The organism is Streptomyces sp. NPDC103540 (assembly GCF_055584445.1).
The window spans coordinates 330,734-343,633 of the sequence record NZ_JBVJMA010000001.1 but is presented as its reverse complement, the minus strand read 5'-3'; the positions used below and the strand labels follow the sequence as shown (position 1 = coordinate 343,633).

Genomic DNA, 12,900 nt, shown 5'->3' with positions numbered 1-12,900 from the left:
CAGAGCAGAGAGTCCTGGGGGGACACACCGAAATGAGCCATGGGCGTCACGTCACCATGCTCACCGAAGGAACCTATCCGCACGTCCACGGAGGCGTCAGCACCTGGTGCGACCAACTGGTCCGCGGCATGCCGGAAGTCGACTTCAACGTCATAGCCCTGACCGGCTCCGGTCGCGAGCCGGTCACCTGGGAACTGCCGCGCAACGTCTACCGGCACACCGCCGTGCCGCTCTGGGGCCCGCCCCCGTCCCGGACCCGCCGGCTCGCCCTGCGGGGCAAGGCCCGCCGCCTGTTCCACGAGACGTACGAAGCCTTCCTGCTCTCCCTCGTCGACCCGGACCGGGGCACCTTCTCCGACGCCCTCGGCGAGTTCACCCGCCTCGCCCGCGCCGGCCGCCTCGCCCCGGCCCTGCGCTCCGAGTCGGTGCTGCGCCTGCTGATGGAGGTGTGGACCCGCCCCGGGCTGCCCACCGCCGAGGCGAAGCCCACCATCCACGACGCGCTCACCGCCACCGACCTGCTGGAACACGCCCTGCGCCCGCTGTCCGTGCGCATCCCGCCCGACAGCGTCGCGCACGCCGTCAGCAGCGGCCTCGCCACGCTCCCGGCCCTCGCCGCCAAACGCCTCGACGGGGTACCGTTCCTGCTCACCGAGCACGGCATCTACCTGCGCGAGCGCTACCTCGGCTACCGCACCGCGGCCCAACGCTGGCCCGTCAAGGCCCTGATGCTCGGCTTCTACCGCGAGCTGAACACCGAGGGCTACCGCCAGGCCGACCTGATCACCCCCGTCAACCAGTACAACCGCCGCTGGGAGGAACGCGGGGGCGCCGACTCCGAACGCATCCGCACCGTCTACAACGGCGTCGACCCGCACGCCTTCCCCGAGGCCGGCCCCGAACCCGAGGTGCCCACCCTCAGCTGGTGCGGTCGCATCGACCCCATCAAGGACCTCGAAACCCTCATCCGCGCCTACGCCTTCATGCGCGCCGAGCTGCCCGCCCTGCGCCTGCGCCTCTTCGGCCCGGTCCCGGCCGGCTGCGAGGACTACCGGATCCGCCTGGAGAAGCTCGCCGCCGAACTGGGCGTCACCGACGGCATCACCTACGAGGGCCGCGTCGAACAGGTCGCGCGGGCCTACGCGGCCGGCAGCGTCGTCATGCTCTCCTCCATCAGCGAGGGCTTCCCCTTCAGCATCATCGAGGCCATGTCCTGCGGCCGCACCACCGTCTCCACCGACGTCGGCGGGGTCCGCGAGGCCGTCGGGGACACCGGGCTCGTCGTACCGCCCCGCGAGCCCGAGACCATGGCCCGCGCCACCCTCGCCCTGCTCCGCGACGACGAACGCCGCGCCGAGCTGGGCCGGATGTCCCGCAGGAGGGTGGTGGAGAAGTTCACCCTCCACCAGTCCGTCGACGGCTTCCGGCACATCTACCGCGAACTCGCCGGCCAGCCCGTCCTGCCCGTCCACGCGGGCGACGACTGGACGCAGCGCCTCGCCGACCCCTGGTACCGGGAACTCGCGGCCGACGGGAGCCTGTGGTGAGCGGATCCCTCTGGCTCAAGCCCCCCGGCCCCGAGGGCGGCTGGGTCCGCCTCGGCCACCGCGCGTCCCACGGCGCCGGCGGCGCGGCCGACCTCCGTACCGACACCCTCACGGCGCCGCTCCGGCCGCGGCCCGCGGGCACGGCCGCCGACCCGATGGACGAACTCGCCGAACGCCTCGACGCGTTCGTCTCCGCCGCCGTCCACCCCGACGAGATCGCCGCCGTCCTGGAATCCGACGGGATGAACGACGAGTACATCCGGCTCACCTACGGCCGCCGGGACTCCTTCGCCCTCGCCGAGGAGCTCTACGCCCGCGTGCCCCGCTCCTTCCCGGAGCCCGACCGCGTCCCCGACCCCTGGAGGGTCTCCCTCACCGCCTGCCTGCTGCGCGGGGTGATCTTCGCCCTGCCGGGGCTCGCCTACGTCCTCGGCGCCCCCCTCCTCGAAGGGCCCCCGGACCGGCTCGGGCTCCCCGCCGGAACCCTCACCCTGCTCGCCGGCGCGCTCATCGGCTGGGTGTGGGACCAGACCCTGTCCCACCGCGCCTACTCCTGGCTCGGCCTCGGCGACCGGGCCGCCGCCGGCCGCACCCTGCTCGTCGGCGCCCCCGTCGGGGCCCTGCTCGGGACCGCCGCCGCGTGCGCGGTGCCGGGCGGGCCGCCGTTCTCGTACGCCTTCGCCGCGGGCCAGGCCCTGTACGTCGGCGCGGCGACCGTCCTGCTCGTCCTGGGCCGGGAACGGGTGCTGCTCGCCGCGCTCGGCCCGATGGCCGCCGGGGCGCTGCTCGCGCTCGTCGCGGACCCGCCCGTGCCGGTACGGATCGGGCTCCTGCTGGTGTCCCTGCTGGCCGCCTGCGTCCTGGCCGTACGGGAACTTCCCCTCGCCCGGGGGCTGCGGGCCGCCCGGCGCCGGCTGCGCGAGCGGCTCCGGCGCCGCCCCGGCGAGGGCGGGCCGGTGCGCTGGCGGATGCTGCGCGGCGCCGAGGAGGACCGCGCCCGCCGCGGCCCCCGCATCGGCGACTCGGTGCCCTACGGGGTCTTCGGCCTGGGCACCGGCCTGCTCGTGCTGTACGCCGCCCTCGGGGAGGTTCTCGCCGGAGGCCCCGCCGAGGCGGTCGCGGCACCCTCCGCCGTGGCCCTCACCCTCAGCATGGGCCCCGCCGAATGGCTGCTCCACCGCTTCCGCAGCGGCAGCCTCGCGGGGCTGCGCGGAGCCCGGTCGCCGCGGGCCTTTCGGCGGCGGATGCTCGTCACCCTGGCCCGCTGCCTCGCGCTCTACCTGGCGGTGCTGCTGGTCCTCGGCGTCACCGGGACCCTGCTGTGGCCCGACGCCCCCGGGCTGACGGGCCCGCGCGTGGCCACCCTGCTGCTGCTCGGCGCCGTCATGTGGACCGGGCTGCTCCTCCAGTCCTTCGGCGCGGTCCGCCCGGCGGCCGTGGTCTGCGCCTCGGCGGCCGTCGTCCAGAGCCTGGCCCTGCTGGTCGGCTTCGGCCGGCCGGGCGCGGTCCAGGTGACGGTGGCGGCCGGCGCGGCCTGCGCCCTGGCCGTGCTCGTCTGCCTGCTCCTGGGCCGCGCCACCGCACACCGCTGACCGCCACCGCGCCAGACCCCCGTTCCCGTGAGGAGAAGGACCCCGTGCTCCTGGTACCGCTCTACGAGCATCCCGCCGACCGTCCCGAGGAGTGGGAGCGGCTCATCGAGCGCGCGGGCACCGGCCTCGTGCACTCGGTGGTCCTCAACCCCGACAGCGGGCCGGGCGAGGCCCCCGACGAACGGTTCGCGGCCGTCGCCGCCCGGCTGGCGGACGCCGGCGTGCCCGTCCTCGGCTACGTCGACACCGACTACGGGCGGCGCCCGCACGCGGCCGTGGTCCAGGACCTGGTGCGCCACCGCGACTGGTACGCCACCGACGGCGCCTTCCTCGACCAGGCCGCCGCCGATCCGGAACTGCTGCCGCACTACGGGCGCCTCGCCGTCGCCGCCCGGGCGGCGGGGGCCCGTACGCTCGTCCTGAACCACGGCGTGCACCCGCACCCCGGGTACGTACCGCTCGCCGACCTCCTCGTCACCTTCGAGGGCCCCTGGGACGCCTACCGGGAGGCGGCCGCCGCGCCGCCCGCCTGGACCGCCGACCACCCCGCCGGGACGTTCTGCCACCTCGTGTACGCCGTGCCGCCGGGGGCACCCGCCGCCGAACTCGCCGCCGAGCGGCGGGCGGGGGTGCACTGCGCGGTGCCCGGCACCGGCGCGCATCCCTGGGGGACCCTCCCGTACGCCCTGGAGACGTCCCGATGAAGCGTTTCACCGCCGTCCTGGTCGCGGCGCTGCTGTTACTGACCGCCGCCTGCGGCGCCGAGCCGGACGAGGACGAGGGCCCCGGCCCCCGGCCCGACCCGGCGCCCGGCGAGCGCTGGCAGCCCCGACCCGGCACCGCCTGGCAGTGGCAGCTCACCGGCCGGCTGGACCCCTCCGTGGACGTGCCCGTCTACGACGTGGACGGCTTCAACACCACCAAGGAGGAGGTCGCCCGGCTCAGGAAGGACGGCCGCCGGACCATCTGCTACATCTCCGCCGGAGCCTGGGAGGACTTCCGCTCCGACGCCGACCGGTTCCCGAAGGCGCTGCTCGGCGAGGGCAACGGCTGGAAGGGCGAGCGCTGGCTCGACATCCGGGGCATCGCCGAGCTGGAGCCGATCATGGCCGAACGGTTCGACATGTGCCGGGACAAGGGCTTCGACGCGGTGGAACCGGACAACATGGACGCCTACCTCAACTCGTCCGGCTTCCCCGTCACCGCCGACGACCAGCTCCGGTTCAACCGGATGATCGCCCGCCTCGCCCACGACCGGGGGATGGCCGTCGGACTCAAGAACGACCTGGACCAGATCCCGCAGCTCGTCGGCGACTTCGACTTCGCCGTCAACGAGCAGTGCGCCCAGTACGACGAATGCGACCGGTTGACCCCCTTCATCGAGGCCGGCAAGGCCGTCTTCCACGTGGAGTACGAACTGCCGACGTCCCGCTTCTGCGCCCGCTCGCGCGAGCTGAGGCTCAGCTCCCTGGAGAAGAAGCTGGAGCTGGGCCCCTGGCGCAAGGCCTGCTGAGGGGCCGCCGCGGACCCGCGGCCGGCGCCGCTACAGGGGGAGGATCGCGTGCACCCTGAATCCGCCCCCGTAGCGGGGCCCGGCGAAGCAGGAGCCGCCGAGCGCGCCCGTGCGCTCGCGCATCCCCAGCAGCCCGTGGCCGCCGCCCGGATCCGAGGCCCCCGGCGAGGAGTCGGCGGAGGTGCCCCCGTCGTCCAGGACGGTCACCTCCACGCAGGAACCCACCCGCACCACGCTGACCTCGGCCCGCGCGCCCGGACCGGCGTGCTTGCTCACGTTCGTCAGCGCCTCCTGGATCACCCGGTACGCCGCCAGGTCCACGGCCGCCGGCAGCGGCTCGGCCGTCCGCTCCGGCCCGAGCTGTACGACCGCCTCCACCGGCAGCCCCGAGTGCCGGAAGGTGTCGAGCAGCCCGTCGAGGACGTCCAGTCCCGGCGCGGGTTCGGTGGGGGCCTCCGGGTCGCCGGACTGGCGCAGCAGGCCCACCGTCGCCCGCAGTTCGTTCAGCGCGGACCGGCTGGCGTCCCGTACGTGGGCCAGGGCCTCCTTGGCCTGGTCGGGCCGCTTGTCCATGACGTGTGCGGCCACCCCCGCCTGCACGTTGACCAGGGCGATGTGGTGGGCCACCACGTCGTGCAGGTCCCGGGCGATGCGCAGCCGTTCCTCCGCGACGCGCCGTCGGGCCTCCTCCTCGCGGGTCCGTTCGGCGCGTTCGGCCCGTTCCCGTATGGCGTCGACGAAGGCCCGGCGGCTGCGCACCGCGTCGCCGGCGGCGGCGGCCATGCCGGTCCAGGCGAAGATCCCGATGTTCTCCTGCGCGTACCAGGGCAGCGGCCCGGCGAGCATGGCCACCCCGGTCAGCCCGGTCATCGTGAGCAGGCCGACGCGCCAGGTGGTGGGTCGGTCGGTCCGCGCGGCCACCGTGTACAGGGCGATCACCGTGCACATCGCGACGGGCGCCCGCGGTTCGCCGGTGGTCAGTTCCAGCAGGGACAGCGCGCAGGTGACGGCGAGGACGGCCCGCGGCCGGCGGCGTCGCAGGACGAGCGCGGCGGCGCCGAGGAGCATCAGCAGCAGCGAGAAGGGGTCGGGGGTGCGGCTCCCGAAGGTGGGCCCGTGCGGTCCGTGCGGATCGGCGAAGGACCCGACGACCATGGAGACGAGCGCCCCGAGGGCCAGCACGGCGTCGGTGGCGAGCGGGTGGGCCCGCATCCACTGCCGGGTGGGGGCGAAGGGCCCGAGGTCAGTCGTCACCCCGATACGGTACGGGCTCGCCGCGGCCGCCCGTGCGGGCCGGGCGGGCGGCCTCCCACTTCGCCTGCGCGACGCACAGCAGCAGGACGGCGGCGATCGCCGCGAGGTGTTCCTTGCCGGCCAGGTTGTCCTTGACCATGATCTCGCCGATCATCGCCAGCACCACCAGGGCCCCGGTGAGGTAGGCCCGGTACCGCCAGCACACGTAGACGGCCAGGCCCACCACGGCCGCCGACGGCCCGGTGTCGTTGACGATCCGGTCGGAGTCCGGCAGGCCGAAGGGGTGGTCGGGGCCCAGGGCGAGACCGATGCGGGCATAGGTGGTGCCGGCGAGGGTGGCGAGGTAGCCGATGACCAGCGTCCGCCACCAGCCGATGCAGATCTCGGCGATGCCGAAGACCAGCAGGATCTGCGCGAGGGCCCCCCACACGGGCAGGTCCAGGGCGGGGACGAAGAGGGACAGCGGGGTGCGCAGCAGCGCCAGCCACAGGGGGTCGACGGCCTTGACGGAGCCGAGGTCCTGGACGGGCTGGAAGCCCCAGGACGTGTTCTGCACGAGCTGGAAGACGGACGTCAGGGCCACGGCGCCGAGGGTCATCGGCACCGCCCGCCACCGGTCACGGACGAGGGAGTCCCTCAGGGTCCGCAGCAGGGGGCCCCACTCGCGGCGGGCGAACCGCCGCAGTGGGGCCGACGTCCTTGCCGTCAACGAATCGTCTCCAGATGTCTGCGGTGCAGCCACTTCGGCAGGCCGGGTGCCTCCAGGAAGCCCTCGGCCCGGCCCGCCGCGACACCGATCCGCAACAGGTCGGAACTCTTCTCGAAGAGCATGAACCGCGGTTCCCAGATCGGCCGGTATTTGGCGTTGGCCCGGTAGAGGGACTCGATCTGCCACCAGCGGGAGAAGAAGCTCAGCAGCGACCGCCACAGGCGCAGCACCGGGCCGGCGCCGAGCTTGGACCCCCGCTCGAAGACGGAACGGAACATCGCGAAGTTCAGCGAGACCTGTGTGACGCCGATCTCCTTTGAACGCTCCAGGAGTTCGATGACCATGAACTCCATCAGGCCGTTCTCCGAGTCGCGGTCACGGCGCATCAGGTCCAGCGACAGGCCCTTGGGACCCCAGGGCACGAACGACAGCACGGCGCGCAGGTCGCCGTTGCCGTCGGTGCACTCCAACATCACGCACTGGCCGTCGGCCGGATCACCCAGTCGGCCCAGGGCCATGGAGAAGCCGCGCTCGGTCGCGCCGTCGCGCCAGTCGTCGGCCCGGCGCAGCAGGACGTCCATCTCCTCGGCCGGGATGTCCGCGTGGCGGCGGATGCGGACCGTGTACCCGGCCCGCTTGACGCGGTTGTAGGCCTGGCGGACGGTGCGCATGGCGCGGCCCTCCAGCGTGAACTCGTCGGTCTCCACGATGGCCTCGTCGCCCAGTTCCAGCGCGTCCAGGCCGTGGCGCGCGTAGATCTGCCCGGCCTCCTCGCTCGCGCCCATCACCGCGGGCACCCAGCCGTGTTCGCGGGCCTCGGCCAGCCAGGGCTCGATGGCGCCCGGCCAGGCCTCGGGGTCGCCGATCGGGTCGCCGGAGGCCAGGGACACCCCGCCGACGACGCGGTAGGTGACGGCGGCCTTGCCGGTCGGGGACCAGATGACGGACTTCTCGCGGCGCAGCGCGAAGTAGCCGAGGGAGTCGCGGTCGCCCTGCCGGGCGAGCAGCGCCCGCAGCCGCTCCTCGTCCTCGGGGGTGAGGGGGTCGACGGCGCGGCGCGAGCGGAACGCGGCGAACAGCACGGCGAGCAGCAGCAGCATCGACATGACGTTGATGAACACGTCCACCCAGGCGGGCGTGCTGATCGCGTTGTACGCCTTGTCGTCGGGCGCCAGGGTGATCAGCCGCATCACGCCGTACCGCCAGCGGGCCAGGAAGGTGGCGTCCGCCCGGTCGGCGTCGGTGTTGGTCGCGCCGACCAGCAGCGCGGCCACCAGGGAGGTGACGAGCAGGCCGACGGCGGCGACGGCCGTGGCCAGCTTGGGGTTGGAGCGGTCGCCCTTGGCGTAGAACTCGTGGCGGCCCAGCAACAGGGCGCCGACGAAGGCCGCGGTCAGGGCCAGGGAGACCCAGTTCTGGGCGTGGTCGCGGAACTCCGGGTAGCAGACGTTCAGCTCGCCGCCGACGCAGGGCGCGAAGGCGGCCACCGCGAACGCCAGCAGCAGCAGGCCGCTGACCACCAGGTTGAGGATCCAGGCGGCGCGCTTGCGGCGGCCCATCGTGACGGCCAGCAGCAGCGAGAACAGGCCCGAGGCGAAACCGGCCGTCAGCAGGTACGGGGTGTAGAAGTCCGCGGTGTTGTGCCGGCGCAGGTCCTGTCCCAGGGACAGCCACACCGCGCTGAGGAAGTTGACGAAGGTGACGGCCCGCAGGTACCAGACGGCGAACGCGGCACTGCGCCGTGATCGGGTACTGCCCCTGCGGGTCGGCTTCCCGGCGGTGTCCCCGCCGGCTTCCTTCCTGCCGTTGGATGCCTTGCCGGAGGCCTGATCGAGGCTCCGGTCGGTGTCTGCGCTGGTCAAGCGGACCTCTCCCATGAAAAGCGATGATATGGGGCGTCCGGCCGTCCGCAGGCAGTGCGAGCACTGCGGACCGGTCAGGCAGCCCGTAGTGCCCGGTGTGTCAGTCGTTCGGTTGTTCCACGGCCCGCTCCGGGAGTTCCGCCGCGAGCGCGGCGGCCGCCTGGACCAGGGGGAGCGCCAGCAGGGCCCCGGTTCCCTCTCCCACTGTGACGCCGTGGTCGAGCACGGGGTTGAGCGCCATCCGGTCCAGGGCCTTCGCCTGGCCCGGCTCACCGCTGGTCTGGCCCGCCAGCCACCAGTCCGGAGCGCGGAACGCCGCCCGCTGCGCGACGAGTCCGCAGGCCGCGGAGACGACCCCGTCGAGGATGACCGGCGTACGGCGCACCGCGCACTGGAGCAGGAACCCGGTGATCGCGGCGACGTCCGCGCCGCCGACCGCCGCCAGCAGCGCCACCTGGTCGCCGAGCACGGGGCGGGCCCGGCGCAGGGAGTCGCGGATCGCCGCGCACTTGCGCATCCAGGCCAGGTCGTCGATGGGGACCCCGCCCCGGCCGGTGACCACGGAGGCGTCCGTGCCGCACAGTGCCGCCACGAGGGTGGCCGCCACCGTGGTGCCGCCGACGCTCAGGTCGCCGAGGACCACCAGGTCGGTGCCGGAATCGGCCTCCTCGTCGGCGATCCGGATGCCGAGCCGCAGCGCCTCCTCGGCCTCCCGCGCGCTCAGGGCGTCCTCGACGTCGATGCGTCCGCTGCCGCGCCGCACGCGGTGGCGGACCACGTCCTCGGGGAGCAGCTGCGGATCGCAGTCCAGGCCGGCGTCCACCACCCGTACGCTCGCGCCGAGCCGGCCGGCCAGGATGGAGACGGGGCTGGTGCCGTCGAGCACGGCCCGTACCAGGGTGTGGGCGCTGCCGGCCTCCCGGGCGGAGACGCCCTCGGCGGCGATCCCGTGGTCGGCGGCGAACAGCACGACGCGGGGCCGCTCGATCGGCTTCACCGGAACCCGGCCCTGGGCGGCGGCCAGCCATTCGGCCAGCTCGTCGAGCCGGCCGAGCGCGCCGGGCGGCACGGCCAGCCGCTCACGGCGATCCTCGGCGTCACGCCGGACGCCCCCGTCGGGGCGTTCGATCAGATCGGAGAACTCGTCGAGATTCAGCGTGGTCATCTGCCAGAGAGTACAGCCGGTGAGGCTCTCCCTCAGGGGGTGTCCCGCCCCCGCCCGCGCCCCGCCCGTCCCCCGCCCGTCCTCCGCCGGCCTCCTGTCAGGACCCGCGGCCCGGCTCCGGTGTGACGCGGGGTCAGCCCGGCGGTTCCTTGAGGACGAGCGCCTGCCCCGCCACCACGAGCAGGACGTGTTCGCACTCGCCGGCCACCGCGTTGTTGAGCCGGCCCAGCTCGTCGCGGAAGCGCCGCCCCGACGCGGTCGCGGGCACCACCCCGGAGCCGACCTCGTTGCTCACCAGCACCACCGCCCGCCGGGTCGCGCGGACGGCCGCCACCAGGTCGGCGACCCGCTCCCGCAGCTCCTTCTGCCCCTCGGCCGCCCACACGGCGTCGTCCCAGGCCCCGGCCCGGTCCATGGCGTCGGTCAGCCACAGCGCCAGGCAGTCGATCAGCAGGGGCGGCCCGTCGTCCTCCAGCAGCGGCACCAGCTCGCAGGTCTCCACCGTCCGCCAGCCCGCCGGACGCCGCTCCCGGTGCAGGCCGACGCGCTGCGCCCACTCCGCGTCCCCGTCACGGGTTCCGCTCGTGGCGACGTAGACCACCTCCGGGAACCCCGAGAGCCGCCGTTCCGCCTCGACGGACTTGCCCGAACGGGCCCCGCCCAGCACCAGCGTGCGGCGCGGCACGTCCGGCAGCGCGCGGTACGCGCCCGCCACCACGGTCGTGCCGTCCGGGACCGAGCGCGCCCCGGCGGCGGCGCACCGCCGCTCCAGTTCCCGCCCCGGCGGGGTGTCGTGGTCCAGGTGCACGGCGATCACGTCGGTGGCGGGGCCGACGGCCCGGCTCGCCCGCAGTCGGGCCAGGGCCTCGGGGCGACCCAGCACGTCGGCGAGGACCACGTCGTAGGGGCGGCGCGCCACCGTGCCGTCGGTCCCCGCGGGCGCCCCGCCCGGCGGCAGGTACAGCAGCCGGGTCCCGTCCGGGCCCGTGACCTCGTAGCCCGTGCCCGGCGCGTCCATCGGCACGGCCCGCACCCGGTGCCCGCTGATCACCGCGAGCTCCCGCCCGTCCGGCACCCGCCCCGCCGCCGGCAGGCCGGGCGGCAGCTCCACCGGCGGACCGTCGTGCGGGTGCGTCAGCAGCACCTGCCGTACGCCGGCCAGGGAATGCCCCGCACGGGCCCCGGCCAGCACCGCGCCGGGGGTCAGGTCGAGCAGCAGCGCCCCGTCGACGAGGACGGAGGTCGCCGCCCGGGCCCGGGGGCCCACGGAGACGGCGCAGGCGGCGCAGGGACAGCCGGGGCGGGGCAGTCCTTCGGGTGTGCCGGTGCCGAGCAGGGTGAGTTCCACACGGAGATCTTCCCGCGTCCCCGGGAGTGGTGCGCGCCCGGTTACTCTGCGGGCACACTCAAGGTGAGAAGCGGACGAGCATCGGAGGCGGACATGGCGTGGACGTGGCGGTTCGAGAAGGCCGACGGCACCGAGACGAGCCCGGCGGTGGAGCCGGAGGAGTTCACGACCCAGGGCGACGCCGAGTCGTGGATCGGCGAGGTCTGGAAGGAGCTGCTGGACGGCGGCGCCGAGCAGGTCACCCTCTTCGAGGACGACACGCAGATCTACGTGATGAGCCTGCGCGCGGCCGCGGAGGCCTGAGCCGGCTCCGGGCGGGACGACGTCCGTCGAGGCCCGCTCCGGGTCTCGACGGACCTTTCCTCAGCCCCGTACGCCGCACAGGTGCAGCAGCGCCGCCACCGACCGGTAGGGGTCGCTGCGGCCGGCGCGTTCCTCGGCGGCGAGCAGCCGCTCCAGCTCCTCCTCCGGCGGCAGGGCCTCCCCGGCCTCGGTGCCGTCGGTGAAGACCCGTACGCCGTACCAGGCGTGCAGCGGGGCACCGATCCCCGACAGGGTGGCCGTCAGGTCCGCCAGCCGGTCCGCCCGCACCTCCAGGCCGAGCCGGTTGGTGTAGTCGACGGTGTCGAAGGCGGCCAGGGCGCCGGCCCAGTCCCCGGACAGTCCGGGGCGCAGCGCGAGCGCGTCCCCGTTGCGCACCAGCAGGGACAGCAGTCCGCCCGGCGCGAGCATCCGGGCCAGCCCGGCGAGCATCGCGTCGGCCTCGGAGACGTACATCAGGACGCCGTGGCAGAGGACCACGTCGAAGCCGCCCGGGCCGAAGTGCGCGCCGGTCTCGCGGCCGTCGCCCTCCAGCAGGCGGACGCGGTCGCGGATCCCGGCGGGCTCGGCGGCCAGCGCGGCGTGCGCCACCGCCAGCATGGCCGGGTCCTGTTCCAGCCCGGTGACCTTGTGCCCGGCACGGGCGAGGCGCAACGCCTGGGTGCCCTGGCCCATGCCGACGTCGAGGACCCGCAGCCGCTGCCCGACCGGGAAGCGGTGCGTGATCTGTTCCTCGACCTGCCGGCCCACGAGTTCCTGGCGGACGGCGTTGCGCAGTCCCCCCAGACCCTCCAGCCAGAGCCGGGCTCCCCCCGAGAAGCCCTCCGGCGACGCCCCGTCCGTACCGGGCGTCGCTCGGCTCAGGGTCGTTCCCCGCGCTTGACCTGCGGCTTGGGAAGACGCAGTCGACGCATCTGGAGGGTGCGCATGAGGCCGTACGCGACGGCGCCGCGGCGGGGCTCGTTCGGGAAGCGGGCGGTGAGCGCCTTGCGCAGGCGGAACACCAGGCCGATGGAGTCGATGACGATCAGCACGATCACGCCGAGCCACAGCATCAGCGCGATGTTCTGGATCGAGGGGACCCGGACCATGCTGAGGATCAGGATGACCACGGCCAGCGGCAGGAACATCTCGGCGACGGAGAAGCGGGAGTCCACGAAGTCGCGGACGTACCGGCGGACCGGTCCCTTGTCGCGGGCGGGCAGATAGCGCTCGTCACCGCTGGCCAGGGCCTCGCGCTGCTTGGCCATCTCCTCGCGGCGACGCTCGCGGGCTCGCCGCGCGTCCTCCTTGCGGTTGCCGGTCGAGGCCACGACGGCCTTGCGCTGCGACTGGGCCACAGCACGCTTCGGCGTCGGGCGGCCCTTCGGGGCCTGCGGGTCACGGGGCTGCGAGAGGTCGGCGCTCACCTTGTCGGTGGCGGCGGCCTTCTCTTCCTTGGAGGAGCGGCTACCAAACACACGAGCAAGCCTACGTGGTCGAGGGCACGGGCCCCACCTCGGCGGGGAACGATCCGGCAACGGCGGGCGTCTTACGGGTACGCGGGTCCCGCCGGGGATCCGCGGTCTACCTCGGGGATCACCTACTCC

Annotated in this window: 12 protein-coding genes; 5 read left to right on the top strand and 7 right to left on the bottom strand. The window is 74.4% G+C overall.

The genetic code is table 11. The features are described 5' to 3' along the window. Positions 1-32: 32 nt before the first annotated feature. Genes pelF through ACZ6ZI_RS01535 form a run of 4 tightly spaced genes read left to right on the top strand, consistent with a single transcriptional unit; the run spans position 33 to position 4,652 of the window. Positions 33-1,547, top strand: a complete 1,515-nt coding sequence (gene pelF, locus ACZ6ZI_RS01550; protein ID WP_469514344.1) for a GT4 family glycosyltransferase PelF — start codon at positions 33-35, stop codon at positions 1,545-1,547. Continuing rightward, on the top strand, positions 1,544-3,139 hold the full coding sequence (locus ACZ6ZI_RS01545) for a hypothetical protein (RefSeq protein WP_469514341.1): 1,596 nt from the start codon (positions 1,544-1,546) through the stop codon (positions 3,137-3,139). Before pelF ends, ACZ6ZI_RS01545 begins: the two co-directional genes overlap by 4 nt. Before the next feature lie 44 nt (positions 3,140-3,183). Next, positions 3,184-3,843, top strand: coding sequence for a spherulation-specific family 4 protein (locus ACZ6ZI_RS01540; protein WP_469514337.1), 660 nt, complete (start codon positions 3,184-3,186; stop codon positions 3,841-3,843). Further along, positions 3,840-4,652, top strand: a complete 813-nt coding sequence (locus ACZ6ZI_RS01535) for an endo alpha-1,4 polygalactosaminidase (protein WP_469514334.1) — start codon at positions 3,840-3,842, stop codon at positions 4,650-4,652. The genes ACZ6ZI_RS01540 and ACZ6ZI_RS01535 overlap by 4 nt, the downstream gene beginning before the upstream one ends. A 30-nt stretch (positions 4,653-4,682) precedes the next feature. Here ACZ6ZI_RS01535 and ACZ6ZI_RS01530 read toward each other — a convergent pair whose 3' ends face one another. The 5 genes from ACZ6ZI_RS01530 to ACZ6ZI_RS01510 form a co-directional block, all read right to left on the bottom strand. After that, positions 4,683-5,864 (bottom strand): sensor histidine kinase, encoded by a 1,182-nt coding sequence (locus ACZ6ZI_RS01530; protein WP_469515767.1) that lies wholly within the window; start codon positions 5,862-5,864, stop codon positions 4,683-4,685. A gap of 31 nt (positions 5,865-5,895) precedes the next feature. Next, entirely contained in the window at positions 5,896-6,615 is a 720-nt protein-coding gene (locus tag ACZ6ZI_RS01525; RefSeq protein WP_469514331.1) for a hypothetical protein, read from the bottom strand. Then, positions 6,612-8,492, bottom strand: coding sequence for a phosphatidylglycerol lysyltransferase domain-containing protein (locus ACZ6ZI_RS01520; protein ID WP_363056935.1), 1,881 nt, complete (start codon positions 8,490-8,492; stop codon positions 6,612-6,614). Before ACZ6ZI_RS01520 ends, ACZ6ZI_RS01525 begins: the two co-directional genes overlap by 4 nt. 85 nt (positions 8,493-8,577) lie before the next feature. After that, on the bottom strand, positions 8,578-9,642 hold the full coding sequence (cobT, locus tag ACZ6ZI_RS01515; RefSeq protein ID WP_363056933.1) for a nicotinate-nucleotide--dimethylbenzimidazole phosphoribosyltransferase: 1,065 nt from the start codon (positions 9,640-9,642) through the stop codon (positions 8,578-8,580). Positions 9,643-9,775: 133 nt separating this feature from the next. Continuing rightward, positions 9,776-10,990 (bottom strand): bifunctional adenosylcobinamide kinase/adenosylcobinamide-phosphate guanylyltransferase, encoded by a 1,215-nt coding sequence (locus tag ACZ6ZI_RS01510; RefSeq protein ID WP_469514327.1) that lies wholly within the window; start codon positions 10,988-10,990, stop codon positions 9,776-9,778. A 93-nt stretch (positions 10,991-11,083) separates the two neighbouring features. Between ACZ6ZI_RS01510 and ACZ6ZI_RS01505 the strand changes: the two genes are divergently transcribed. Continuing rightward, positions 11,084-11,293 (top strand): glycosyltransferase family 25 protein, encoded by a 210-nt coding sequence (locus tag ACZ6ZI_RS01505; protein ID WP_363056929.1) that lies wholly within the window; start codon positions 11,084-11,086, stop codon positions 11,291-11,293. A gap of 60 nt (positions 11,294-11,353) precedes the next feature. On the opposite strand, the gene ACZ6ZI_RS01500 is transcribed toward ACZ6ZI_RS01505, so the two are convergent. Together ACZ6ZI_RS01500 and ACZ6ZI_RS01495 are read right to left on the bottom strand one after the other, a co-directional pair. Next, a complete protein-coding gene (locus ACZ6ZI_RS01500; protein WP_363056927.1) occupies positions 11,354-12,061 on the bottom strand; it encodes a class I SAM-dependent methyltransferase in 708 nt (235 codons plus the stop codon). 110 nt (positions 12,062-12,171) lie between these two features. Further along, entirely contained in the window at positions 12,172-12,771 is a 600-nt protein-coding gene (locus tag ACZ6ZI_RS01495) for a DUF3043 domain-containing protein (RefSeq protein ID WP_363056925.1), read from the bottom strand. Positions 12,772-12,900: the final 129 nt, after the last annotated feature.

Coding starts and splice junctions, on each gene's coding strand:
- ACZ6ZI_RS01530 (WP_469515767.1), bottom strand. CDS start 5,864: ATGCGGGCCCACCCGCTCGCCACCGACGCCGTGCTGGCCCTCGGGGCG.
- ACZ6ZI_RS01535 (WP_469514334.1), top strand. CDS start 3,840: ATGAAGCGTTTCACCGCCGTCCTGGTCGCGGCGCTGCTGTTACTGACC.
- pelF (WP_469514344.1), top strand. CDS start 33: ATGAGCCATGGGCGTCACGTCACCATGCTCACCGAAGGAACCTATCCG.
- cobT (WP_363056933.1), bottom strand. CDS start 9,642: ATGACCACGCTGAATCTCGACGAGTTCTCCGATCTGATCGAACGCCCC.
- ACZ6ZI_RS01520 (WP_363056935.1), bottom strand. CDS start 8,492: ATGGGAGAGGTCCGCTTGACCAGCGCAGACACCGACCGGAGCCTCGAT.
- ACZ6ZI_RS01505 (WP_363056929.1), top strand. CDS start 11,084: ATGGCGTGGACGTGGCGGTTCGAGAAGGCCGACGGCACCGAGACGAGC.